This window comes from Enorma phocaeensis (genome assembly GCF_900186505.1).
GTDB lineage: Bacteria > Actinomycetota > Coriobacteriia > Coriobacteriales > Coriobacteriaceae > Enorma > Enorma phocaeensis.
This window is the reverse complement of sequence record NZ_LT891968.1, coordinates 537,641-562,549: the sequence shown is the minus strand read 5'-3', so window position 1 is coordinate 562,549 and position 24,909 is coordinate 537,641. Positions and strand designations below refer to the sequence as shown.

Annotated in this window: 21 protein-coding genes and 1 tRNA gene; 15 read left to right on the top strand and 7 right to left on the bottom strand. The window is 64.7% G+C overall.

Translation table 11 applies throughout. The annotated features are described in order from the left end of the window. Positions 1-204: 204 nt before the first annotated feature. The 10 genes from C1717_RS02875 to C1717_RS02830 all read left to right on the top strand — a co-directional run bounded on the left by C1717_RS02875 (position 205) and on the right by C1717_RS02830 (position 10,741). Entirely contained in the window at positions 205-1,260 is a 1,056-nt protein-coding gene (locus C1717_RS02875; RefSeq protein ID WP_102371725.1) for a helix-turn-helix transcriptional regulator, read from the top strand. A 429-nt stretch (positions 1,261-1,689) separates the two neighbouring features. Continuing rightward, a complete protein-coding gene (locus C1717_RS02870; protein ID WP_102371724.1) occupies positions 1,690-1,995 on the top strand; it encodes a CDP-alcohol phosphatidyltransferase in 306 nt (101 codons plus the stop codon). 286 nt (positions 1,996-2,281) lie between these two features. Continuing rightward, entirely contained in the window at positions 2,282-2,788 is a 507-nt protein-coding gene (locus C1717_RS02865) for a MarR family winged helix-turn-helix transcriptional regulator (protein ID WP_102371723.1), read from the top strand. Positions 2,789-2,842: 54 nt separating this feature from the next. Then, the gene (locus tag C1717_RS02860) at positions 2,843-4,753 is read left to right on the top strand and encodes an ABC transporter ATP-binding protein (protein WP_102371722.1); all 1,911 of its coding nucleotides are present in this window, start codon (positions 2,843-2,845) and stop codon (positions 4,751-4,753) included. Beyond that, positions 4,750-6,624, top strand: a complete 1,875-nt coding sequence (locus tag C1717_RS02855) for an ABC transporter ATP-binding protein (RefSeq protein WP_102371721.1) — start codon at positions 4,750-4,752, stop codon at positions 6,622-6,624. Before C1717_RS02860 ends, C1717_RS02855 begins: the two co-directional genes overlap by 4 nt. 154 nt (positions 6,625-6,778) lie before the next feature. Next, the gene (locus C1717_RS02850) at positions 6,779-7,684 is read left to right on the top strand and encodes a selenium metabolism-associated LysR family transcriptional regulator (RefSeq protein ID WP_102371720.1); all 906 of its coding nucleotides are present in this window, start codon (positions 6,779-6,781) and stop codon (positions 7,682-7,684) included. Positions 7,685-7,913: 229 nt separating this feature from the next. Continuing rightward, the gene (locus tag C1717_RS02845) at positions 7,914-9,050 is read left to right on the top strand and encodes an aminotransferase class V-fold PLP-dependent enzyme (RefSeq protein WP_102371719.1); all 1,137 of its coding nucleotides are present in this window, start codon (positions 7,914-7,916) and stop codon (positions 9,048-9,050) included. A gap of 12 nt (positions 9,051-9,062) precedes the next feature. Further along, on the top strand, positions 9,063-10,166 hold the full coding sequence (gene yedE / locus C1717_RS02840) for a YedE family putative selenium transporter (protein WP_219722259.1): 1,104 nt from the start codon (positions 9,063-9,065) through the stop codon (positions 10,164-10,166). A gap of 6 nt (positions 10,167-10,172) precedes the next feature. Next, positions 10,173-10,376, top strand: a complete 204-nt coding sequence (locus C1717_RS02835; RefSeq protein ID WP_102371718.1) for a sulfurtransferase TusA family protein — start codon at positions 10,173-10,175, stop codon at positions 10,374-10,376. A 128-nt stretch (positions 10,377-10,504) separates the two neighbouring features. Continuing rightward, a complete protein-coding gene (locus C1717_RS02830; RefSeq protein ID WP_102371717.1) occupies positions 10,505-10,741 on the top strand; it encodes a putative Se/S carrier protein in 237 nt (78 codons plus the stop codon). Positions 10,742-10,858: 117 nt separating this feature from the next. On the opposite strand, the gene C1717_RS02825 is transcribed toward C1717_RS02830, so the two are convergent. Together C1717_RS02825 and C1717_RS02820 are read right to left on the bottom strand one after the other, a co-directional pair. Continuing rightward, complete coding sequence (locus tag C1717_RS02825; RefSeq protein ID WP_102371716.1) at positions 10,859-11,749, bottom strand: alpha/beta hydrolase; 891 nt, start codon at positions 11,747-11,749, stop codon at positions 10,859-10,861. 107 nt (positions 11,750-11,856) lie between these two features. Beyond that, complete coding sequence (locus C1717_RS02820; RefSeq protein ID WP_102371715.1) at positions 11,857-12,696, bottom strand: alpha/beta hydrolase; 840 nt, start codon at positions 12,694-12,696, stop codon at positions 11,857-11,859. Positions 12,697-13,092: 396 nt separating this feature from the next. Between C1717_RS02820 and clpB the strand changes: the two genes are divergently transcribed. Continuing rightward, on the top strand, positions 13,093-15,708 hold the full coding sequence (gene clpB / locus C1717_RS02815; protein ID WP_102371714.1) for an ATP-dependent chaperone ClpB: 2,616 nt from the start codon (positions 13,093-13,095) through the stop codon (positions 15,706-15,708). 148 nt (positions 15,709-15,856) lie between these two features. On the opposite strand, the gene C1717_RS02810 is transcribed toward clpB, so the two are convergent. After that, the gene (locus tag C1717_RS02810; protein WP_102371713.1) at positions 15,857-16,357 is read right to left on the bottom strand and encodes an S-ribosylhomocysteine lyase; all 501 of its coding nucleotides are present in this window, start codon (positions 16,355-16,357) and stop codon (positions 15,857-15,859) included. Positions 16,358-16,506: 149 nt separating this feature from the next. Here C1717_RS02810 and C1717_RS02805 point away from each other — a divergent pair, with 149 nt between their 5' ends. Next, positions 16,507-16,719, top strand: coding sequence for a hypothetical protein (locus C1717_RS02805; RefSeq protein ID WP_146003652.1), 213 nt, complete (start codon positions 16,507-16,509; stop codon positions 16,717-16,719). Positions 16,720-16,812: 93 nt separating this feature from the next. Here C1717_RS02805 and C1717_RS02800 read toward each other — a convergent pair whose 3' ends face one another. Continuing rightward, complete coding sequence (locus C1717_RS02800) at positions 16,813-17,214, bottom strand: hypothetical protein (protein ID WP_102371711.1); 402 nt, start codon at positions 17,212-17,214, stop codon at positions 16,813-16,815. An 84-nt stretch (positions 17,215-17,298) separates the two neighbouring features. Next, positions 17,299-17,937, bottom strand: coding sequence for a TetR/AcrR family transcriptional regulator (locus C1717_RS02795; RefSeq protein ID WP_102371710.1), 639 nt, complete (start codon positions 17,935-17,937; stop codon positions 17,299-17,301). Positions 17,938-18,165: 228 nt separating this feature from the next. Here C1717_RS02795 and C1717_RS02790 point away from each other — a divergent pair, with 228 nt between their 5' ends. The 3 genes from C1717_RS02790 (at position 18,166) to C1717_RS02780 (ending at position 22,511) form a co-directional block, all read left to right on the top strand. Next, positions 18,166-20,220, top strand: coding sequence for an oxidoreductase (locus C1717_RS02790; protein WP_102371709.1), 2,055 nt, complete (start codon positions 18,166-18,168; stop codon positions 20,218-20,220). Between the two features lie 543 nt (positions 20,221-20,763). After that, on the top strand, positions 20,764-22,068 hold the full coding sequence (locus tag C1717_RS02785; RefSeq protein ID WP_102371708.1) for an aconitase X: 1,305 nt from the start codon (positions 20,764-20,766) through the stop codon (positions 22,066-22,068). Beyond that, positions 22,068-22,511, top strand: a complete 444-nt coding sequence (locus C1717_RS02780; protein ID WP_102371707.1) for an aconitase X swivel domain-containing protein — start codon at positions 22,068-22,070, stop codon at positions 22,509-22,511. The genes C1717_RS02785 and C1717_RS02780 overlap by 1 nt, the downstream gene beginning before the upstream one ends. A 355-nt stretch (positions 22,512-22,866) precedes the next feature. Here C1717_RS02780 and C1717_RS02775 read toward each other — a convergent pair. Further along, positions 22,867-22,942: transfer RNA gene (locus C1717_RS02775), tRNA-Arg, on the bottom strand. A gap of 141 nt (positions 22,943-23,083) precedes the next feature. Beyond that, the gene (gene pknB / locus C1717_RS02770) at positions 23,084-24,895 is read right to left on the bottom strand and encodes a Stk1 family PASTA domain-containing Ser/Thr kinase (protein ID WP_102371706.1); all 1,812 of its coding nucleotides are present in this window, start codon (positions 24,893-24,895) and stop codon (positions 23,084-23,086) included. Positions 24,896-24,909: the final 14 nt, after the last annotated feature.

The following is a 24,909-nucleotide window of genomic DNA, read 5'->3' as shown; positions in this document are numbered from 1 at the left end:
TCGCCCTGTTGGGATGGCAGGTCTCAGGCCCGTGCCTGCAAGCGCCTGTACCTGCAGTTTGCAACCGGCGGGCGCCCTCCGGTTGCCGCAGGGAGAGCCAAAATGCAGCCCGATGGTTGGTAGAATGGGGCCCATGGCGCCCGTACTCTGGGGGTGCCGGCAGAGATAGCCACCGCGCCCCGAGCGCCCGACGAAAGGCCCGCCATGAGCTTTCGCGACAACCTCCAGCACCTGCGCGCCACGCGCAACATGACCCAGGAGCAGCTCGCCATGCTGCTCGGCGTCTCCCGTCAGTCCGTGACGAAATGGGAGGCCGAGAAAAGCTATCCCGAGATGGATAAGCTCCTCAAGATGTGCCAGATCTTCGAGTGCTCGCTTGATGACCTCGTGCAGGGCGACCTCACCGGCCGCGCGGGCGCATACGAGCCGGCGACGGTGCCTGCCGGCCCTCCGCAAGACATCTGCGGCTATGACGAGCACCAGCGCATGCTGGCATGGAAGGTGCCCACGGGAGTGGCCGCCATCCTGGTAGGTATCGGCGTCGGCCTCTTGCTCGAGGGTCGCGCCGTGCCGTTTTTCCTCAAGGATACGTCGGCATCGGTTCTGCCGATGATCGTCTGCATCTTCATCGGCATCGTCATCGGTCTGGAGTTCCTGGTGACTGCCGGCATGGAGCACACGGCGTTCGTGAAGGCGCATCCCTATATCGAGGACTTCTACACCGAGGACGAGCGCGCCCGCGCGCGCCGGAACATGGCGCAGGCGTGCGTCGCGGGCGTCGGTCTCATCTTCGTGGGGTGTGCGTGCATCATCGCGCTCGGTGAGTACCCCTCGACCGAGCGCGAGGGCCTCTGCCTGCTCATGCTCTTCATCGCCGCGGGCTCATGGCTCATCATCCGCTACGGCATGCTCCTCGGGCGTACGAATGTCGCCGAATACAACAGGAGCGTGGCCGATGACCTTGAGCTCGAGGACATCGCGAGCGCGCAGCTCGACGACGCCCGCCGCGAGGAGCTGCTCCGTCGCAAGCGGAAGAGCGACAGGCTCGGTGCCGTCTGCGCGACCATCATGATCGTCGCGACCATCGTCGGGCTCGGGCTCCTGTTCTGGCCGGTGCTCACCTCGCCCAACCCCGACGCCTTCGAGCCCGAGGGCACCTCCGCCATGTGGTTCTGGCTCGCGTGGCCGGCGGGCGGCCTCATCTGCGGTGTCGTGGCGGTGCTCTGGAAGGCGTTCGGCGACGCGGGCGACCGCGGCTAGCGTTCTGAGCGCATCTTTGCCGCATCGGGCGCCGACCCCTCCAGCGTTGTTCGCTGTATCCGAGAGGTTGCGTGCAGCCGGTTTCGCGTTAGGTGCAAAACCGCAGGGCAAAAAAACGAGGCGCCCGCGATGGCTGCAGGCGGTTTGCACGTAACGGGCATTCGGGCGCACGCAACATGCGTGCCGGCAACACGCGGCAGGATGCGCGCAGTGTGCAGCGGGATGCGTCCGGCGCCCTGCGACGTGCCGATAGGCGGCTTGTGGAGAATCGAAAGAAAAAACGAGCGCGATCGGTGAAACTCCCCGCCCACCCCGGATGCCGTACCGCCCACCTAATTAACTGTTTGTCAAACGCTTGCGCCGGGTTTACTAAAACCAGATGGATTTATTGGCCCGGCGCTCGAGGCGCCTGACATGAAGGAGGACACCATGGGACTCAAAGCCGAGGAGGCGCTCGAAACAGATTTCGAAGGATTCCTGGGGTACCTGCGTTCCAAGACGCGCGTCTTCATGGATGTCGAAGACGACCAGTACTACATCACCCATACCGACGGGTACTGGCGCGTCCAGGATTGCTCTCAGCTCAACGACAAGGGCCGCTTCACCGATTGCTCCGAGCTCGTGACCACCATGCCCGAGCTCATCGAGCTCCCGTGGCGTGACGGCAAGAGCATCCACGACCTCTTCCCCGAGGCGACGTTCTATGAGTCCGTCCAGGAGGGCTGGGAGCAGTAGTCCCGGGCGGATACCCCACATCGCTTTCACAGGCCGCCGGCGCAGTCCCCCGCGTCGGCGGCCTTCGCATGGCACGGCGTGCAGGGTGGGAGCATGCGGCTGCCCGTACGCGTTCGGCTGCATACCCGTGCGCTGAGGCACCGGTGGACGGTCGCATCGCCGCGGTGGACGGCGGGGGCGGGCAAGAAGCCGTGGCTCGTTGACTTTAATCCGAAATCGGACTAACCTCAAGGCCGGGGAAGTGCGTCGCGCCGAGCGCGCGCCTGAGCGGGGGAGGTCGAGCGCCATGGATCAGCATGCGGACGAGGTGTGCGAGCAGGTGCCCTGCGCGCCGACCGAGCTCGACTACCTCTACAACGAGATCGACAAGCTCTACCACGCATACGCGCGCGGCTGCGGCCTGTCGGACTGCGCGTACTGGATGCTCTACGACCTCGAGCGCGCGGACGGGTCGCTGCCGCTCGCGCAGCTCACTGCGTCATGGTCGTACAGCAAGCAGACCATAAACTCCGCGATCAAGACGCTCGAGCAGCAGGGCCTGGTCGAGCTCACCTTCATGGAGGGGAGCCGCCGCAACAAGACGGCGACCCTCACCGCGGCGGGCAAGGCGTTCTCGCTCGAGCGCATCGTGCCCGCCATCGAGGCCGAGGAGGCGGCGTTCAACGAGCTCGAGCCCGCCGAGCAGCGCGAGCTCATCAGGCTCGTCCGCTGCTACACCGACGCCCTGGACGCCCAGATCATGGCCGCCCGCGCGCCCGAGCGCAACGCCGACCCCAGCGAGGGCCACCCGTAGCGCCGCGCGCCTCCCGTTCCTGTCGACCACGCGCAAGATGAAGGGGTGCCACCCATGCGAACGCTTCTGCGCTTCCTCAAGCCCTACAAGCTCCAGACCGCGGGCGTGCTCGCCGCGCTCGCCGTCAACCTGGCGGGCGTGCTGCTCGTGCCCACGATCCTCGCCAACATGATCAACATCGGCGTCACGTCGCGCGACTTCGACTACATCACGTCGCAGGCGGTGTTCATGCTCGTCGCGGCCGTGGTGTCGGGCGCGGGCGCGTTCGTGTGCAACTACCTGTGCGCCGACCTCTCCACCAAGGTGGGCCGCGACATCAGGAACGCCGTCTACGACGCGTCGCTGTCGTTCTCGGGCAGCGACTTCGAGCAGTTCGGCACCGGCTCCATGATCACGCGCACCCTAGGCGACGTGAACGTGATCCAGATGGCGCTCTCCATGACGCTGCAGATGATCATGCCCGTCCCGTTCGCCGCCATCATCGGCGTGGCCCTCGCCTGGTCCATCGACGAGCAGATGGGCATCATGCTCGCGGGCTTCATCATCGTGGTGGCGATCATCGCGGTTCTGACCGTCCGCAAGGCCGCCGTGATCTTCCAGAAGCTGCAGCGCTTCATCGACCGCATGAACGTGCGCCTGCGCGAGAGCATCACCGGCGTGCGCGTGATCCGCGCCTTCGGCAAGGAGGAGTCCGAGCGCAAGAGCCTCGACGACGCGTTCACCGACTACGCGGAGAGCGCCATCAAGGTGAACTGGCTCTTCGCGACCTTCGACTGCTCGTCGTTCTTCATCATGAACCTCGCCGAGGTCTCGGTCATCTGGCTCGGCGGCAACCGCGTCGGCGCGCACGCCATGGGCATCGCCTCGATCTCGGCGTGCGTCGAGTACGCCATGCTCATCTTGTTCTTTCTCATGATGGCGCAGATCTGCGCGCTTACGCTGCCGCGCGCGCTTGTGTGCCTCGAGCGTTGCCGCCAGGTGATCGACTGCGTGCCGAGCATCGCCGACGGCGAGCTCGCCGAGCTGCCCGGTGCCGGCGCGCCCGCAGACGGTGCGGCGGGTGCCGAGGACGAGGCGCCGGCGCAGATGGTGGCGCACTTCGGCAACGCATCGTTCAAGTTCGCCGACGCGAGCGAGGACACGCTGCACCACATCAACTTCTTCTGCCGCCGCGGCACCACGACGGCGATCATCGGCCCCACCGGCTCGGGCAAGTCGACGATCGCGAAGCTGCTGCTGCGCTTCCACGATGTGAGCGATGGCTCGGTCGAGGTGTGCGGCACCGATGTGCGCGAGCTTACGCAGGAGGCGCTGCGCGACCGGATCAGCTATGTGCCGCAGAAAGCATGGCTCTTCAGCGGGACCATCGCGGAGAACCTGCGCTACGGTCGGCCCGAGGCCACGGATGAGGAGCTCTGGCACGCGCTCGATGTGGCGCAGTCGGGCTTCGTGCGAGAGCTGCCCGATGGTCTCGAGACGCGCGTCGCCCAGGGCGGCACAAACTTCTCCGGCGGCCAGCGCCAGCGTCTCTCGATCGCTCGCGCCCTGGTGAAGCACGCCGACCTCTACATCTTCGACGACTCGTTCTCGGCGCTCGACTTCAAGACCGATGCGGCGCTGCGCCACGCGCTCGCCGAAGAGGTGGCCGATGCCGCCGTGCTCATCATCGCGCAGCGCATCAACACCATCGTGTCCGCCGATCAGATCGTCGTGCTCAAAGACGGTTGCATCCAGGGTTTGGGCACGCATGCGGAGCTCATCCGCTCCTGCGAGGCGTACCAGGAGATCGCGCGCTCCCAGCTGCGCGCCGAGGAGCTCGAGGAGCTCATGGGTGTCGCCGCGGAAGGCGGCGAGGGCGTCGAGGAGGCCGAGCGCGACGGCGCCACCCCGGATGCGGCACCCGGCCCGGACCCGGAGAAGCCCGTCGCACCTGAGTATGTCCAGGAAGGAGGTGAGCGGGCATGATGCGCGAGGAGAAGAGCCGCCGCCGCTACGAGGAGCGCCGTGGCCGCGCCGTGAGGCCGCTCTACCATGACGACTACGATGACGAACAGGACGCTGAGGTCCCGCGTGACGCCTTTGGCGTGATTCGCCGCCTATGGGCGGTGTCCGACGGGGAGCACTGGCGTTTCGCCGTGGTGCTCGTCTCGATCGTGTGCTACACGGTGACCCATCTCTCCGCCCCGCTCTACAGCGCACACCTCATCGACCTTTTATGGGGTCACATCCAAGAGGCGTTCTCCCAAGGGCGCGACTTCATGATCACCTGGAACACCGGCGGCCGTGAGTGCCTGATATTTCTGGGCATCTGGACGCTCGCGTGGATGTTCTATACGCTGCAGGCCTTCACCATGGCGAGCTTCGCCGAGCGACTCAACCTCAAGCTTCGCCGGCGCGTCGCGGGCAAGCTCAACGTGCTTCCGCTCAAGTACTACGACGCTCACAAGCCGGGCGACGTGATGAGCCGCGTGACCAACGACCTCGACAAGGTATCCGAGGTGCTGCAGCGCGGCCTGCTCTCGATGCTCATCGCGGTGGGTTCGGTCATCGGCGCCGTGGTCATGATGGTGCGGATCAACTACGTGCTCGCCGTGGTGTTCTTGGCATTTGCCGTGACTGCGGCGTTCATGACGCGCGCCGTCGCCGTTCGCACGCTCGCGCTCGCCTCCAGCCAACAGCGCGCGGTGGGCATCCTCACCGGGCACGTCGAGGAGGCGTACTCGGGCCGCATCGTGATCCGCGCGTTCAACCAGGAGGCAGCGAGCTCCGCGCGCATCCACCGCGCGACGCAGCGCCTCGCCGACACGATGCGCATGACGGACTTCACCACCAACGTGGTGGGCCCCATGGTGCGCTGCCTGGTGCGCTTCTCGCAGGTGGTCCTCGCGCTCCTGGGAACGTGGTTCCTCATCGGCGGGCGGCTCACCATCGGTACGCTGCAGGCGTTCTTCCAGTACGTGAACACCGCAGCCGAGCCGCTCACCCAGTTCTCGCTCACCATCAACCAGCTGCAGAGCGCCCTGGCGGCTGTGGAGCGCGTGTTCGACATCCTCGATGAGGAAGAGATCGAGCCCGACCCGGTCGAGCCCGCGCTCGCACCCTCGCCGGTGCGTGGCCGCGTAGCTTTTGAGCACGTGCGCTTTGGGTACGATCCCAACCGCCCGCTCATGAAGGACGTGAGCTTCGTTGCCGAGCCCGGTCAGAAGGTGGCCATTGTGGGCGCTACGGGTGCCGGAAAGACCACCCTCATCAACCTGCTCATGCGCTTCTACGAGATCGACGGCGGCAAGATCACGCTCGATGGCGTGGACACGCATGCGATGACCCGCGCCGACCTGCGTCGCAACTTTGGTATGGTGCTCCAAGACGCGTGGCTGCGCGAGGGGACCATCGCCGACAACATCGCCTATGGCTGCGACGGGGCAACCCGCGAGGAGGTCATGCAGGCCGCCAAGACCGCCCAGGTGGACTTCTTCGTGCGCACGATGCCGCGCGGGTACGATACCGAGCTCGCCAATGATGCCGAGAACATCAGCCAGGGGCAGCGCCAGCTTCTGACCATCGCCCGCGTGCTGCTGGCGAACCCCTCGATCCTCATCTTGGATGAGGCGACTTCGAGCGTGGACACGCGCACGGAGAAGGCGATCGTGACCGCGATGGAAAAACTCACCTACGGGCGCACGAGCTTCGTGATCGCGCACCGGCTCTCGACGATCGTGGATTCGGATCTCATTTTGGTGATGGACCACGGTACCATTATCGAGCAGGGCACGCACGAGGAGCTCCTTGCCGCCGGCGGCGCCTACGCGGAGCTGTACAACTCGCAGTTCGCGTAGCGATTGGGCGGCTGCCCGGGGAAGCCCGGGCGGCCGCTTGGGGGCTCGGACGCGCGCTATGGCGGCGAGCTGAAGGGGAGCCGACCGGTGCCCCGCCCTGCGATGCAAGCTGGACTCAGGGCCCCTTTGGCGGCCCCTCGGCGGGAGGACGAGGATGAACCTAAAGCAGCTCGAGGCGTTCGTGCGCGTTGCCGACGCGCACAGCTTCTCCGGTGCGGCGCGGGAGCTCTACCTCTCGCAGCCCACGGTGAGCGCACACGTGGCGGCGCTCGAGCGAGAGCTTGGTTGCACCCTCGTGAACCGCAGCACCAAGGAGGCCACGCTCACGCAGCAGGGTCACGAGCTCTATATGTATGCCGAGCAGATGCTTGCCGTCGAGCGCCGCATCGAGGAGCACTTCGGGCTGGAGCGTTGTCGAAAGACCTTGCGTATCGCGGCCTCGACGGTGCCCGCGCAGTATCTGCTGCCCCGCGCGCTCGCCGTCTTCCGCGAGCGCTATCCGCGCGAGCGCATCAAGATCATCGAAACCGATAGCGCGGGTGCGGTGGAGCGCGTGTTGGAGCATCGTGCGGAGATCGGGTTCACGGGCACCGTGCTCGATGGCAGGCACTGCATCTACCAGCCGGTCTACAGAGACGAGCTTGCCGTGGTGACGCCTGCCACCGAGTATTACCGCTCGCTTGCGGGCCAGGATATCGCTTCATGGCTGCCGCACGAGCCCATCATCATGCGCGAGGAGGGTTCGGGCACGCGTCGCGAAACCGAGCTGCTGCTCGAGCGCATGGGAATCGACCCTGCGAGCCTGAGCGTGGTCGCGACGATCGAGAACGAGGAGACGATCAAGCGGTCGGTTGCGAGCGGCGTGGGCGTGACAGTGATGTCGCTGCTCGCGGTCGCAACGGAGGCGGCTGCGGGCACCCTGCGCGTGCATCCCTTGGGGGCGGAGGGCGGCTACCGCGACATCAACCTGGTGCTCGACCCCGGCTATCTGCGCACCGCGACGGCGGAGTCGTTCATCGAGATCGTTCGCGGCATCTACGGCGGCTCCGCGCACCGGTAGGCAAGCTGTGTGCGATGAGGGATGAGGAAGCGAGCCGCGACGCCTTTGCGGCGGTGTGCCGTGCGCAGCGGCCGCTTGTCGGCAACGGTCACGGTGCGGAGGACATGCGCGCTTACCGACGTGACGATGCATTATAGAAATCATCAATAAAGCACTCTTGACTATAGCATCTAGCTATTCGACCCTCTGTATGGTGAGCCATACACTTTTACTACGGAGGGTGAATACCATGATCTACCTCGACAATGCTGCTACAACGTTTCAAAAACCGCGATGCGTGATCGAGGCGGTTGCCTCTGCCATGGAGCACATGGGCAATGCTGGACGCGGCGCCTCGGACGCGGCGCTCGACGCTTCGCGGACCATCTTCAATGCGCGCGAGGCGTTGGCGGACCTTTTTGGCGCCGAGCACCCGTCGTGCATGGTCTTTACCGCCAACTCGACCGAGAGCCTGAACATCGCCATCAAGGGGCTGTTCTCGCCGGGCGACCGCGTGGTGACCACGATGCTGGAGCACAACTCGGTTCTGCGTCCGCTCTACGAGCTCGAGGAGCACGGCGTGGAGCTCGAGATCGTGCCGGCAGATGAGCGCGGCGTGCTTGACTATGCTGCGCTTGAGGCCGCGGTGACGCCGGGTACGCGCGGCGTGGTGTGCACGCATGCATCGAACCTCACGGGCAACATGGTCGATATAGCGCGCGTGGGCAAGATCGCCCATGCGGCCGGTGCGGTCTTCGTGGTCGACGCCTCGCAGACTGCCGGCGCCTTTCCCATCAACGTGCAAGAGCTCGGCGTGGACGTGCTCTGCTTCACCGGGCACAAGAGCATGCTGGGTCCCCAGGGCACGGGCGGCATGTACGTGCGCTCCGGCCTCGAGGTGCGCCCGCTGCTGAGCGGCGGCAGCGGGATCGATACCTACAACAGGCACCATCCCAGCCAGATGCCCACCGCGCTCGAGGCGGGCACCTTGAACGGGCACGGTATCGCGGGGCTTGCCGCGGCGGTCGGCTATCTCAACGAGACCGGTATGGAGACGATCCGCAGCCGTGAGCTCGAGCTCATGCGGCGCTTCTACGATGGCGTGCGCACCATTCCCTCGATCAAGGTGTATGGCGACTTCGATGTCGAGCTCCGCGCTCCCATCGTGGCGCTTAACATCGGCGACTACGACTCCTCCGAGGTGAGCGACGAGCTCAACCTCACATACGGCATCGTGACGCGCCCCGGCGCGCACTGCGCCCCTCTCATGCATAAGGCGCTGGGAACGGTCTCGCAGGGGGCCGTCCGCTTCAGCTTCTCCCACTTCAACACCGAGGAAGAGGTTGACAGCGCTGTGCAGGCACTAGCCGAACTAGCCAAGGATTAGGAAGGAATCGGCATGGATCTATTGGATTTCTCGAGCAATAAGGTGAGGCTTGCCGTCGCAGGCGCGCTCGTCGGTGTGGTCGCCGCGGTGCTCGCGTTCTTCGGCAACCCGGCGAACATGGCCTTCTGCATCGCGTGCTTCATTCGCGATACCGCAGGAGCGCTGGGCACGCACAACGCCGAGGCAGTGCAGTACGCGCGCCCCGAGATCATCGGCCTGGTGCTGGGCTCGTTTGCCATCTCGGTCGCCACGAAGGAGTGGCGCTCCATGGCGGGCTCCTCGCCCATGACGCGCTTCGCGCTGGGCATGGTGCTCGCGATCGGCTCGCTCGTCTTCTTGGGCTGCCCGCTGCGCATGATCATCCGTATGTCCGCGGGCGACCTCAACGCATGGGTTGCGCTCATCGGCTTTGTTGCCGGCGTCGGCACGGGCTGCATCGCCCTCAAGAAGGGCTTCAGCCTGGGACGTGCGCAGAAGACCAACGCCGCCAGCGGTGTGGTGCTCCCGGCGCTGCTTGCCGGTGTGCTGATCCTCGCCCTCACCACGACGCTCCTCAAGAGCAGCACCTCGGGTCCCGGTAGCATGCATGCCCCCATCATCATGTCGCTTGTCGGCGGGCTCATCGTGGGCGCCCTCGCCCAGAAGAGCCGTATGTGCTTCGCCGGCAGCATCCGCGACGTCATCCTCATGAAGAACTTCGATCTGATCACCATCATCGGTGCGTTCTTCGTGGTCATGCTCGTCTACAACATTGCGACCGGCCACTTCGTCGTCGCGTTCGACACCCCCGGTATCATCGCCCATTCCGAGCACCTCTGGAACATCCTCGGCATGTATGCGGTGGGCTTTGCCGCCGTGCTCGCCGGTGGCTGCCCGCTGCGCCAGCTCGTGCTGGCTGGTCAGGGCTCGTCCGATTCCGCGGTGACCGTCCTCGGCATGTTCGTGGGTGCAGCACTCGCCCACAACTTCGGGCTGGCTGCGAGCGGCACCGCGATGGACGCCGCCACCCAGACCCTTACCATGGGCGCGGTGCCCATGGCCGGCAAGGTGGCTGTGGTCATCTGCATCGCCGTGTGCGCGGTGATCGCCGTCGTGAACAAGCGTCAGGGAAAGTAGGGTACCATGGTTGAAGTTGACGCACGCGGGCTTTCGTGCCCCGAGCCCATCATGCTCACGGCCGACGCGCTCAAGCAGGCGGACGGCCCGGTGAAGGTGCTCGTGGACGAGCCGCACCAGAAGACGAACGTCGAGAAGTTCGCCCGGTCGCAGGGGCGCACGCCCACATCGACCGAGACCGCGGACGGCTTCGAGGTCGTCATCGAGTAGATGCCAGGAATTCGCCGGCGGCTGCGAAGGGCGGCCGCTGGGCGCCGGTTGCATGAAGGCTGCCGGGTCGCGTGCGCGCGGCTCGGCAGCTGCCGTTTGGGGAAGGGCGACGTCTCTTTGGAGGGGGCATGCGCAAAAAGGAGCTCAAGGTGGTTGCGGCGTTCCACACCACTGCCGACGCGATGGCAGCCGAGCAGGTCTGCGCCGTGCACGGGGTGCCCGGTCGGTTGATACCGGTGCCGCGCACGCTTTCCGCCGGCTGCGGCATTGCGTGGTGCTCGCCGATTGAGGAGCGGGAGCGTCTTGTTGGGGCACTTGAAGCCGACGGCGTGGAGTACGAGCAAATCGCCGAGGTGGCGGTGTAGAAGCGCGCGGGAACCGCGCCGGCGGCTGCCAGATCCTGCTGAGCGGCCGGCGTTGCTCGCAAACTTTGCTCGAGCGGTGGGCTTGCAGCCCGGTATGACCTTCGTTCGCGCGGCGCGCTATTCCGGCCCCTCGCCCGTCATGGGGATGGGCTTGCCCGGCGCGCGCAGGCTCGTGAGGGCGGTGTAGTCCACCTCCGCCGAGGATGGCTTCATCTCTCCGGGGGCGAACCAGTCGAGTGCGCAATCGATCCAAGCGTTCCAGAACGGCCACTCATGGCCGCCGATCTCGGGCTCCCAGTAGGTGACATCGAACCCGGCTTCGCGCAGGAGGTCCATGACATCGCGGTTTGCCTGGCAGAGGTTGTCGGACTCCCCGCAGGCCCCGTAGAAGCGTGGCTTGGGTAGCTCGGGATCATTGCGGAAGCGGTCCACGAGGGCCATGTAGTCCTTCTCGGACCCGATCACCGTGTCAAGATCGCCAAAGAAGCGCTCGTAGTACTTGCGCTTGCGCGGCGAGTGCGAATCGACGGCCTCGAGGATGCGGTCGCGCATGAACGCGCCGGAGAGCATGATGATGCTGCCAAATCGGTCGGGTCTGAGCATGCCGTTGATCATCGCCGTGTATGCGCCGATGGAGATGCCGGCGAGCGCGGTGTCCTCGCGCTTGCGCGAGAGCGGCAGCAGGTGGCGCGTTACGTCGACGAGCTCCTCGCTGATGAACTTGCCGTGCCATTCATTGATTTCGGGCTTGTTGAGGTAGAGGCCGTCCTCGCCCGACGGCATGATGACCGCGACGTCGCGAGCCTCGGCGGTCTCGACCACATGGGTCTTGTCGATCCAGTCCACATCCTGGCCAAAGAGACCGTGCAGCAGGTATACGGTGCGGTACGGGCCCTGCCTGCGCTTAGCACGCTTCTCGCCGTCCATCTTGTCCACGGGGACCACCGCGGTAAGGATGACGTTGCGCTTGAGATAGTTCGAGTAGAAGTCGACTCTCAACAGGGCCATGGGATCCTCCTTACACTTGAGTTGGCGGAGCGGGCGCGTCGCGCGGTCTCGCTCCCAGGGTCGCTTGGAACGAGCGCGGCGATCGGGCCCGTTCCCGATGTCATGGGTTAGCGAAGCGGCAGCCAGTCGAGCGCGCGTTTGAGCGAGGTGTTCCAGAACTCCCAGTCGTGGCCGCCGGGGAGTTCTTCCTGCGTCACGTCGATGCCCGTGCCGCGCAAGCGCTCAGCCAGCAGGCGGTTGGCCTGCGCGAGGGGGTCTTGCGTGCCCCAGGCCATGTACACGCGGGGTCGCGGCCGGTCGCAGTAGACCACGTCGGCGGCGAGGCGGCGCGGATCCTTGTCGCTATCGGGCACCTGGTCGAGCGGGCCAAAGACCGATTCGAGGAAGGGGCGGCTCAGGAAGAAGAGGTCGTCGGTGACGATGCTCTCGATGTCGTTGATGACCATCGCCGAGGAGAGCGCGATGATCGACCCAAAGTTCTCGGCATACTTGAAGCCGTTGCGCAGGGCGCCGTACGCACCCATGGAGATGCCGCCGATGAACGTGTCCTCGCGCCGGTTGGAGAGCGGGAACATGCGGCGGCTGACCTCGACGAGCTCTTGGCCCACGAAGCGCGCGTAGTAGTTGTGGGAACCGGGTTGATCGAGGTAGAACGCGTTGTATCCCGATGGCATCACGACGGCGATGCCGCGGCTTTCCGCCCATGAGCGGATGCGCGTCTCGGACACGAAGTCGCGGTGGTTCCCCGACATGCCGTGTAGCAGGTAGAGGGTCTTGAACGGCGCCTTTTGCGGAGGGTAGGGCGTTCGCTCCCAGGCGGCGGGATCGCTCCGCCGTAGCGCGTCGAGGCCGAGCGCCTCGCCGTGGTCGTCGACGGGGAGGATCACGTCGAGGGTTGTCGTACGCATGAGTGATGGGGAATAGTAGTCCACGCTGAGCCGTGCCATACGTGCTCCAATCGCGCCGGCGGCGCATCGATTGACAAGAGTGCCGATACCGTCAGTATAGCAACGGAACGGGACGACGTTCGCAAAAGCTTGCGGAGGCGAGAAATGACGCGTGCCCTTATGGGTGTCCGGTTGGCATCGGGCATCAGGGCACCGTCGTAGGGCCCTCTCCCGCACCGAGCGCATGTCGCGCCCCTGCGCGCGCTCAGCAGGGCGATGGTGAAGGCTTCGGTCATCTCTTAAATCGACTTAGATAATCTTATATAGAGAGACTTAGATTTTGGTATAAGATGCCGGGAATCGGAAACAATAGCCTCGAACGAACGAGATCCGCCCCGTAGGGCGGTGGCGGCGCGGCTGCGAGTCGGTCGCCGTCAATCAAGAGAGGTGATTCTCATGAGAATCGATAAACTGGCTGTGACCTCCCGCGAGGCGCTGCAGACGGCCATCGGCATCGCCGGCGATGCCGAGGCCGGAGCCGTGGAGCCCATCCACTTGCTGGCGGCGCTGCTCGGCGGCGGCGAGCGCAACATCTCCGTCATCATCGAGCGCATCGGCGCCGAGCCTGCCGCGCTCGCCCGGGCCGCTCAAGAGGCCATCGATGGTGCGCCCAAGGTCACGGGCGACGGTACCCAGATGGGGCTCTCGCGCGACATGGTGCGCGTGCTGGAGCGTGCCGAGAAGCTTGCCGCCAAGATGGAAGACAACTTCGTGGTGACCGAGCATCTGCTCATGGCACTTGCCGAGGACAAGGGCGATGCGGGGCGCGTGCTGCGCGACGCCGGCGTCACGCCCGAACGCATCCAGGAGGTCTATCAGGAGCTTCGCGGCGACGACCGCGTGATGAGCGAGAACGACAAGATGCAGTTCGAAGCGCTCGAGCAGTACGGGCGCAACGTCTGCGATTTGGCGCGCGCCGGCCAGCTCGACCCGGTCATCGGCCGCTCCGAGGAGATCCGCCGTACCATCCAGGTGCTCAGCCGCCGCACCAAGAACAACCCGGTGCTGATCGGCGAGCCCGGCGTGGGCAAGACCGCCATCGTCGAGGGTATCGCCCAGCGCATCGTCGCCGGAGATGTGCCGAGCACCCTGCGCGACAAGGACCTCATCGAGCTCGACATGAGCGCGCTCGTGGCGGGCGCTAAGTACCGCGGCGAGTTCGAGGATCGCTTGAAGGCGGTGCTCAAAGAGGTCGAGAAGGCGGAGGGCCGCATCATCCTGTTCATCGATGAGCTCCACACCATTGTGGGTGCGGGAGCCGGCGAGGGCTCCATGGATGCCGGCAACATCTTGAAGCCGGCGCTCGCCCGCGGCGACCTGCACGCCATCGGCGCCACCACGCTCGACGAGTACCGCAAGTACATCGAGAAGGACGCCGCGCTCGCACGCCGCTTCCAGACCGTGTTCGTGAGCGAGCCCTCCGTGGAGGACACCATCTCCATCCTGCGCGGCCTCAAGGAGAAGTACGAGATCTTCCACGGCGTGCACATCACCGACGGCGCGCTCGTGGCGGCGGCGGACCTCTCCGATCGCTACATCGCCGACCGTTTCCTGCCCGACAAGGCCATCGACTTGGTGGACGAGGCGGCGAGCCGCCTGCGTATGGAGCTCGATTCCATGCCGGCCGAGATCGATGCCACGGAGCGCCAGCTCACCCAGATGCAGATCGAGGAGCAGGCCCTCATGAAGGAGGAGGACGATGCCTCCAAGGAGCGCTTGGAGGCGCTGCGCCAGGAGATCGCCGAGGTCCAAGAGAAGCTCAACGTGCAGAAGGCCGGCTGGCTCAACCAGAAGAACGCCATCGACCGCGTGCAGGAGCTCAAGGGCGAGCTCGATGAGGCGCGCGGCGAACTCGAGCGCGTGACGCGCGACGGCGACTTCGCTCGCGCCGGTGAGCTGCGATACTCGACCATCCCCGCGCTTGAGCAGCAGATGGCTGCCGCCGAGCAGGAGGTCGAGGAGCAGAAGCGGGATGGCGAGGGCTTGAACGAGCAGGTGACCTCGGACGAGATCGCCGAGGTGGTATCTGCCTGGACGGGCGTGCCCGTATCCAAGATGATGCAGGGCGAACTGGAGAAGCTCCAGCACTTGGAGGACGAGCTGCACAAGCGCGTCATCGGCCAGGACGAGGCCGTCCGTGCCGTGGCCGCCGCCGTGCGCCGCAGCCGGGCGGGCCTCTCCGATCCCGACCAGCCCATTGGCAGCTTCTTCTTCCTCGGTCCCACCGGCGTGGGCAAGACCGAGCTTGCTAAGGCGCTGGCGGAGTGTCTGTTCGACGACGAGCGCGCGCTCGTGCGCATCGATATGTCCGAGTACATGGAGAAGTTCAGCGTCCAGCGCCTCATCGGCGCGCCCCCAGGATATGTGGGCTACGACGAGGGCGGCCAGCTCACCGAGGCGGTGCGGCGGCGTCCGTACAGCGTCATCCTGCTCGACGAGATGGAGAAGGCGCACCCGGATGTGTTCAACGTGCTCTTGCAGGTGCTTGACGACGGCCGCCTGACCGATGGCCAGGGGCGCCAGGTGAGTTTCAAGAACACGATCATCATCATGACGTCGAACGTTGGCTCCTCGGCTATCGCCGAGCATGCGGGCTCGGATGAGGAGGCGCTCAAGCGCGAGGTCGATGAGGCGATGCGCCAGACCTTCCGTCCGGAGTTCCTGAACCGTATCGACGACATCGTGGTGTTCCATCCGCTCGGCATGGACGAGATCGAGCAGATCGTCGACATCCAGCTGGCAAACGTGCGCAAGCGCCTTGCGGAGCGCCGCATGACGCTCGCGATCACGCCGTCGGCAAAGCAGATGCTCGCCGTGGGCGGCCTCGATCCGGTGTACGGCGCTCGTCCGCTGAAGCGCCTCATCCAGAGCGAGGTCGTGGATTGCATCGCCCGCGCGATCATCGATGGCACGGTGCACGAGGGCGACCAGGTAACCGTCGATGCGGATTTGGACGGCGGCTTCTTCGTGGCGCCGGAGGGCACGGGCCCCGCGCAGACCTACGAGGTCTAATGCTTCATGAGGGGCGGAGCGGTTCCTGCCGCGCGGCGGGGCTGCTCCGCCCAGGTTGCGAGAGAGATGTCCGCGCTTGAGCGGGGCAAGGGGGCATGACCAAGGCACTCGCCATGGCCATGCCTCGCCGTCTGCTGCTCCAAGCGGGTTAGCAGCCGCTCGCTGGGGCTGCGTAGGCGAGGTGCGCCTCGTCGATCCCTTCGAGCGTGTCCAGCAGGAACCGGCGTGCCCACCATTGCGCGGCAGGGAGGTTCTGGTCGAGGTAGTTCCCGCACGCCTCGGGCGCAGCGCCGGGGATATCGCCCTCGAAGCCAACGATGAATCGGAAGAGGCCCTGCAGGAGGGGGATGACGTCGCGCGAGGTGCATTCGCCAAAAACGACGAGGTAGAAGCCCGTGCGGCAGCCCATGGGGCCAAAGTAGACAACCCGGCTGGACCAAGTGGCATCGTTGCGCAGATAGGTCGCACCCAGATGCTCTATGGTGTGCACCTCGGCGGTGTTCATGACCGGCTCGCGGTTGGGCGCTGTGAGGCGGATGTCGAAGGTCGTTACCACCGCGCCGGTCGCGGGGTCGCGGTCGATTCGCGATACGTACACACCGGGCTCGAGCACGAGGTGGTCGACGGTGAAGCTGGCGATGGTCTCCATAATGCTCCTCGTTGTGGCGCGCGGCGGGGGCGGCGCGTTGCCGGTGCAGCACGTGCGCGTTTGCGTTTCGTCCGCTATTGTACATGGTGGGCGCTGGAGCGCCTGCAGGTGATGTGAAGATGCTAGGTGCGGAAATGCGAGGTGCCACCATGGGGCTTGACGCCAGCAGCGAGGCGGCGACCCACGACGTTACGGGGAATCGTTCCAGCGAGCTGCGGTCTGCTGCTCGGAGCGCGGCGGGGGCGCGTGTGCAGCGCGACCCGTTTATCCGTGCCGAGAACGAGGACGATGACGGCTACGATCCCTATTCGGACCGCCGTCCCGAGCCGGAGCCGCTGTTCGAGCGCGACCCGTGGGGATAGGTCGCGCCCGCGGTCTGCCAGCATAAGACAGCCGCCCGGTCCCGGGCGGCTGCGTCATCGCTTGAAAGCTGAGCTGGCTGGACGATTCGGGTCCTAGCGGTCGAGCTCCGCGCGGCACATGCCGTCCAGGATCGCCACGGCGATCGAGAGGATGAGCACGAGCAGTGCGACGGATGGGATCCCCTGGCCGAGCCCCGCGACCACGATGGTCAGGATGGCGAAGAGCGCGGTGATGATCGCGATGAGCCGGTGGCTGCCCAGGCGGCTTGGGCGATTGGCGCCGTGGATGCCCATGATCGCGGTGATGATGGTCAGCACACCGCAGGCACCGTACAGGAAGTTGTCGAGATACATGAGGATGACGCCTGCAAAGCCAGCCTCCTCCTCGGCGAGGGCGACTCCGCTGCGGGCGATGATCGCGAGGAAGATGCAGGCGAGTGCGACGACGACCTGAATGAAGCTCAAGATCTTGAGCGACTTGCAGTTCTTGGACATGAATGCTCCTTGCAGCTAGATGGCGCGCGGCGCGCCTACAAACTCCGCACTATGATACACGTTCGCGGCGACTGCTGTGCCCGTCTAGCGCACTGGCCTGCGCTCGGCGTACTTCTCGGTATAGCCCTCGATATGCAAGGTGCAGGCGATGATCTCCTTGATCACGCTCTCGGGCACATCGCGATGGGAGCGGATGTACAGAATAAGCCCGCTGATGAGCACGTAGAAGGTTTCGAAGACGTTGTCGATGAGCACCTCGTGGTGAGCGGCGAAATCGACCACGGTCGACTCGCACATGTAGCGAGCGCAGCGCTCGGCGACGCGATCGACGAAGGCGGTGTAGAGCACGGCGTCGCCGCCCGCGGTGATAGAGCCGGAGATACCGGGCATCTCGAGCACGAGGGACTTGAGCAGCGCGGCGATGCTGTCGAGGGCGCCCTCGATGTCGCCGAAGACGCGGCTTTCGTTCCAAGTACGCAACCGTGAGATGAACATGTCGATCGTATAGTCGAGCGCGGATTCGAGTGCGACGGTCTTGTTGGGGAAGTAGTGGTAGAACAGCGACCGCGTGCAGCCCACGCGCTTCGTTACCGCCGAGATGGAGAGGTTGCCGATGCCCTCGTCGGCGCAGACGTCCACCACCGCTTGCAGTATCTCATTGCGGCGGGCGTCATAGGTGTAGCGGGCGGCGCGGCTGCCGCGGGTGCTGTCGGAGGTTGCCATGGCGCGCGTATCCTCTCTGGTCTATGACCGATCGAGTTCGTGTCTTTAGTTTCCGTCATTGTTGACGTAGCGTCAACTTATGATGCGCTAAGAGGTTGCTGCTCGTACGGGGGGGCGGCTGTCTATAATGGTCAGTGGTCGTAGGGCCGCGTGGAAGCGCCGCTGACGCCTGCTCGGCGGGGCGCACGCGGGCGGTTGGGGAAATCGCAACGAGGGAGAGGCGGTCGCATGGATACAAGGTTGGAACCGCTGTTCACACCGTGGAACATCGGGACGTGCGCCATCAAGAACCGTATCGTGCTCACGTCGATGGGCGGAACGGATCTTTTCGGCTGGATGGAGAAGAACCATTTCGACGAAGCGGGAGCCCGCTTCATCCTCGAGGTCGCAAAGAACAACGTCGGTCTTGTCCTGCCGGGATGCCAGCCGGTCTACAATCCCATGTTTGGCCAGTGGTTCTATAAGAACAAGAAGATGTATCGGGATCTCGCCGCATGGATGCCCGAGTTCCACAAGACGGGGGCCAAGCTCTTCGTGCAGTTGACGGCGGGCTTTGGCAGGTCGTTCACGATAAGCGCGATGATGGAGCAGCTCTACTCGAATCCGGTGCTGCGGCGTCTTTCCAAGCCGTTCATGGATCTCGACAGGATCTGCGCCACCGCGAGCCCATCGCCCAACCGCTGGTCGGACAAGGTGCCCTCGCGCGAGATGACCGTGCCCGAGATCCATGAGATGGTCGAGGCGTTTGCTAAGTCGGCCAAGCTCCTCAAGGATGCGGGCGTGGATGGCGTCGAGATACACGCCGTGCACGAGGGGTATCTGCTCGACCAGTTCACGCTGCCGTATGTGAACCATCGTACCGACGACTACGGCGGCTCGTTCGAGAACCGTTATCGCTTCGCGGTCGAGATCGTCCAGGCTATCAAGCGGTTCTGCGGCAAGGATTTCCCGGTATCGCTGCGCTACAGTGTGGTCTCCAAGACCAAGGGCTTCCGTTCGGGCGCGCTTCCCGGCGAGGAGTACACCGAGGTCGGCCGCGACATGGAGGAATCCGAGCGCGCGGCGCGGTACCTGCAGGATGCAGGGTACGATATGCTCAACTGCGATAACGGCACCTATGACGCATGGTATTGGGCGCATCCGCCCATCTACATGCCCGAGAACTGCAACCTCGAGGACGTGGAGCACCTGAAGGGCTTCGTCGACATCCCCGTGGTCGCCGCCGGCAGGCTCGATCCCTTCGTTGCCGCCGATGCCATCGCGGACGGCAAGCTCGACGGAGCCGGCTTCGCTCGCCCGTTCCTCGCCGACCAAGCATGGGTCACCAAGCTTATCGAGGATCGTCCCGAGGACATTCGCCCGTGCATCCTCTGCCACAACGGCTGCTTCAATATGGCGCACTACAAGGGTGTGCCCAACGACCAGGCGCTCTACGATAGCTTGCATATGTCGCGCTGCGCGGTCAACGCTGAGACCATGCAGTGGAACAAGCACCGCATCGTGCCGGCTCGGGAGCCGCGGACCGTGCACATCGTGGGCGGAGGCATCGGCGGCATGGAGGCAGCGCGCGTGCTGTCGCTGCGCGGACACCATCCTGTTATCCATGAGAAGGCCGGCGAGCTCGGCGGAACCTTCATCGCCGCGAGCGCTGAGTCGTACAAGGGCAAGCTGCGCGACTTGCTGGCGTGGTATCGGCGACAGATGGAGCAGCTCGGCATCGAAGTCCATCTCAATGACGAGGTGGACGATGTCCATGCGTTTGGCGATGGGCCGATCATCGTGGCGACGGGCGCTGTCCCCAAGGTCATGCGCAGCGTTCCCGGCCATGAGCGCATGGTGGAAGCCTGCGAGTATCTACTCGGTGCCCCTGTGGGCGAGACGGTTGCCGTGGTGGGTGGCGGTCTCACGGGCTGTGAGATCGCCTACGAGCTAGCGCTTACCGGCAAGAAGCCGCTCATTGTAGAGATGAAAGACGACCTCATCGCGCAAACGGGCGTGTGCCTTGCCAACAGCTCATATCTGCGCGAGTGGTTCGCGCTGCATGAGGTGCCGGTCTACCTCGAGACCACGGTTGCCGAGGTCACGGAAGCCGGTATCGTGTGCCGCGGCAAGGACGGCTCGGCATTCGAGCTCGCATGCGACTCGGTCATCAGCTCGGTCGGCTATGATCCGGCGCCCCTTGCCCCTCGCGGCAAGGGCATCTACCTGGTGGGTGATTGCGATCGCGTGGGCAACCTGCGCACCGTTATCTGGAGCGCCTACGAAGCAGCGATGCGCATTTAGGGGTGACGCGGCGCGCGGTGGGCAGTGCGCCTGCGGCGTGCCGCTCGGCCGGGGCGGGCCGCGGTCGATGCCCGTGCCGCTTGGCTGCCGGCGCGCCTTCAGGGCTGGCGGCAGTGGCGACTGGATGGCTCGTGACAGCCAGCAAGTGCGGAGCTCACCATCATGGGCACTCGAAAGTCCTGCGGTAGGCGGAAAGTCGGCCATTGCCAAGGAATATGCAGTACATAATCTCAATGAATGGGAGGTCATCGTAGAAAAACTGCAGTCAAGTGACCAATAATGCGGAATATGTACGACTACTTTTTTAAAAAAACATATTATACGACTGGTGATAATAAAACGCATAATTCGTACGACAACAATGCGGTTCTTTTGGAAAATGCACGATAGTGCCTGCATTCATTATGGAAAAGGCACGATGCCAGTACGCCAGGTGCAAATCTCGAAGGATGGCATGATGGGCGATTGACAACTTGAAGAAAACCGTAAACTTTTACTATCCCGAACCATTGGTTCGCTTTAAGCAGGGGAGGAGAGGAAATCATGCAGCATCATATGCAGCTATCTGAGGAGCAGCAAGCCATCCTCGATGGCGCTCGCGGCGACACGCTGGCCCGCGTCATGGAGACGCTCGTGCGTTATGGCGAGATCTTCGGTGCAACGACGATGGTCCCCGTCACCAGCACGTACAATCATCTGGTGACATCGTTCGGGCTCAAGGCTCTGACGCCTGTCTACGAGCTCATGGACCAGCTCATACAGGCTGGAGCCGCGTCCAAGCAGAAGTTCTCGGCAGATCCGCGTCCGCTTGACCCGGCGGTGCCGAGCAACATCCTGCAGAACATCGTCTTCAAGCACTTCATGTATTCCAAGCAGGACTTCTACGAGAATCAGTTGCGCGAGCTCGGCCTCATGGATCCAGATGCCTTTACCTGTACATGCTACATGGACGAGGTGGGCAACACGCCCCTGATGGGGGAGGTGCTCAGCTGGTCGGAGTCCTCGGCGGTGGTCTACGCCAACTCGGTGCTCGGCGCACGGTGCAACCGCAACTCGGGCATCATCGACCTCATGGGCTCGGTCGTGGGCTATGTCCCGTACTTCGGCCTGCTCACCGATGAAGGGCGCCAAGCGGATTGGGTCGTTGAGATCAAGACGTCGAGCAAGCCCGAGGCGCAGCTGCTAGGTTCGGCCATCGGCATGAAGGTCATGGAAGACGTGCCCTACATCGTCGGGCTCGATCGCTGGCTTGGCGAGCTCGACGAGGATGCGCGCACCTACCTCAAGGACTTTGGTGCGGCGACGGCCTCCAACGGCGCCGTCGGCCTCTATCACGTCGAGGGCATCACGCCTGAGGCGGTCGCGCAAGGTCGTGACCTTGTGCGCGACGGCGCCAAGACGTATGTAATCGACGATGCCGAGCTTCAGCGCGTCTACGACAGCTATCCGGTGGTGTGGAAGAACCCGGACGCCAGACCTAAGCTTTGCTTCATGGGGTGCCCCCACATGAGCCTGAACCAGCTCATCACGTGGACCGAGCGGCTCGAGGCGGCGCTTGCCGCAGCGGGACGCAGCCGCGTTGTCGTGCCCACGGTGTTCACTGCCGCCCCGGCGGTCATCAAGCGTTTCGAGGAGACGCCGTACGCCGTGTGCCTCAAAGCCATGGGCGTGATCGTTTCCTACATCTGCCCGCTCATGTACATGAACAACCCGCTATGCAGCACTATGCCGGTTATCACATCGAGCAACAAGCTGCGCACCTACACGACGGCGCGCTACTACACCGATGACGAGATTCTGGAGCAGATCACGGGCGGCGCCCAGGGCGCGAAGGGAGGCGAGCGCTAATGCGTACGTTTACCGGACGGGTCATCTCCCCAGGCGAGGCGATCGCCGAGGCCGTGGTGAGCCACGGCGGTCTCAACACGCTGGCGTCGTTCCAAAAGGCGCTGCAGTTTGGCGACAAGAAGGCGACCTGCGGCGACCAGAACAACCCCGATCTCTATGGCAAGCAGATGGTCGGTCGAGCGCTTTGCCTGCCGCAGACCATCGGCTCCACGACGGGTGGCCTGGTGCTCTACTGCGCCTGCGCGATGAAGCGCCAGCCTGCGTGCATGCTGTTCTCCGAGCCTATAGACTCGCTTGCCGCAGCTGGTGCGGTGCTCGCGGACGTCTGGCTCGATGATGTGTCCATGCCCGTCATAGATTCGCTGGGCGAGGAGTTCTTGGCGTACGTGCAAGATGGCATGAAGGTCACCGTGCGCGATGGCGGCGTCGTCGAGGTGGCATAGCGGCCCTGCCAGATGTTAGCTGTAGCCAAGGCACTATGGCTAGGGCGCGCGTGGCAGCTCCTGCCCCTGCGGACTTCGGGCATGCATGCCAACGTCAACCTCTGTGCGCTTTAGGCACACTAAGGAGGAGTTTTGGCCTAAAAAGCGTGCAGAGAGCGCACAGAGGATTGCCCCACGGCCAAATCGGGGTTGCATGCGGCATCACAGCGATCGGATCGCCCTGTCACCGCAGGATGCGTTTGGCGAACCGTTGCATGAGTCTACCGGCGTTGTGTGATGCGGGACTGCAGCGAGCGTAGGTAGTGAGAAACCAGAACGGGCCGGGACGCACATGCATCCCGGCCCGTGATGTGTCTGGTGCCCCCGGGCGGATTCGAACCGTCGACACCCGCTTTAGGAGAGCGGTGCTCTATCCCCTGAGCTACGGAGGCATGAGAGAAAGTCTAGCACAAGACCGCAGCTTCGCGAACTTCGGCAGATGCGAGGCTGGAGTTGCGCGCTTGCGACAGACGCCACGCGCGCAGCCCCGCGTCAGAGCTGCCGAAGCTCACTTGCCATACTGGCCTGAGCGCCTACTGCGAGGCCTCCTCGTCGCCATTGCCCGTAACGGCCTGGTCGGGCGAGGTGGGTGACTCAGGGCTATCGGGCTCGGGATCGGTTTCTGGTTCGGGCTCCGGTCCGAGCGAGATGACCAAGGTGATCGTCGTGCCGGGTGCCTGCTGACCGCCGGGGCTGTAGCTGATGACATAGCCCGCTGCGACGGAGGAGCTATAGCGCTCCTCGTAATCCACGCCAAAGCCCGCGTTGCTGAGCGCCGAGGTCGCGGCTGATCGGCTGTCGCCCGTGACGTTGGGTACGGCGGTGGTGTCAGGCCCGCTGGAGACCTTGAAGGTCACGACGGTCCCCTTCTCGACTTCCTCGTCGGCGACGGGGCTCTGCTCGAAGACGGTGCCCTCCTCGGCATCGTTTGCCTCGGTGCTGGCGCTGGGCGTGAGCCCCGCCTCCTCGAGTGCCTGCTCAGCCTCTTCCTGCGTCATGCCCATGAGGTTGGGCACGGGCACGGTCTCGACCGGCTCGGGTCCGCGAGAGATGGTGATATCGACCTCATCCCCCTCACGCCTGACCATGCCGCCGCTCGGCGTCTGGCCCATGACCTCGTCTTCCGCGAACTCGTCGCTGTAACCGTGGTCGACATGGCCGACCTCGAGTCCTGCTGCTTCGATGGCCTCGCGGGCCTCTTCCTCGGTGGATCCCAGCACGTTGGGCACCGTGACCGAGGCGGCGCCTCCGAGCGTCGACATGGCGATGAAGGCGATGATGCCGATGACCGCGATCGCGGCGATGATGCCGGCGATGATCTTGCCCTTGCCGCCCTTGGGTTCCTCGTCCTCGTAGCTGGAGGCGTTGGAGCGTCCGGAAATCGACGACGGACGAACGGCCGTGTTGCCCGAGCCGACGGGGCGCACCATGGCCTGGGTCTGATCGCTCATCACACGGGTCTCGGTTGCACCCATGCCGGAGACCGGTACCGCGCCGAGCACGCGCGTGGGTTCGGGCACGTCGACCTGGCGACCGGCGAGGTAGCTGTTGAGCACCTGGCGCAGCTCGTCGGCGGTTTGGAAGCGGTTGGCAGGGTCCTTCTCCATGCACTTGAGGATGATGCGCTCAAGGTCGGCGTCGAGGTTGGGGTTGATCTGCGACGGGGGGACGGGCAGCTCGTTGACCTGCTTGAGCGCGACCGAGATGGCGTCGTCGCCGTCGAAGGGCACCTGTCCGGTGGCGCACTCGTACATAACCACGCCGAGCGAGTAGATATCGGAGGTGGGGCCGAGCTCCTGACCGCGGGTCTGCTCCGGCGATACGTAGTGCGCGGTGCCCAGCACGTTGTTGTCCTGCGTGAGATGGCTGTTCTTGGCTCGCGCGATGCCGAAGTCCATCACCTTGATGTTCCCGTCGGGCAGCACCATGATGTTCTGCGGCTTGATGTCGCGGTGGATGATCTCGTGCTTGTGCGCGACGGAGAGCGCGCCGCAGATCTGGCTGCCGATCTGGGCGACCTTCTTGGGGTCGAGCGCCCCGTGCGAGCGCACACCGCTCTTGAGGTCGGTGCCGCGCAGGTACTCCATCACGATGTAGTACGTGTCGCCGTCCTTGCCCCAATCGTAGACGCCCACGATATACGGGCTGGAGAGGCCGGCGGCAGCCTGAGCCTCCTGCTTGAAGCGCGCGGCGAAGGTTGCGTCCGCGGCGTACTGCGGAAGCATGATCTTCACGGCGACCGTGCGGTCGAGTACCTGGTCCTGCGCACGGTACACGGTGGCCATGCCACCAGAGCCCACCTTGTCCTTGAGGAGGTACCTTCCCCCGAGCACCTGCTGCACCATCTGATTAGCTCCTA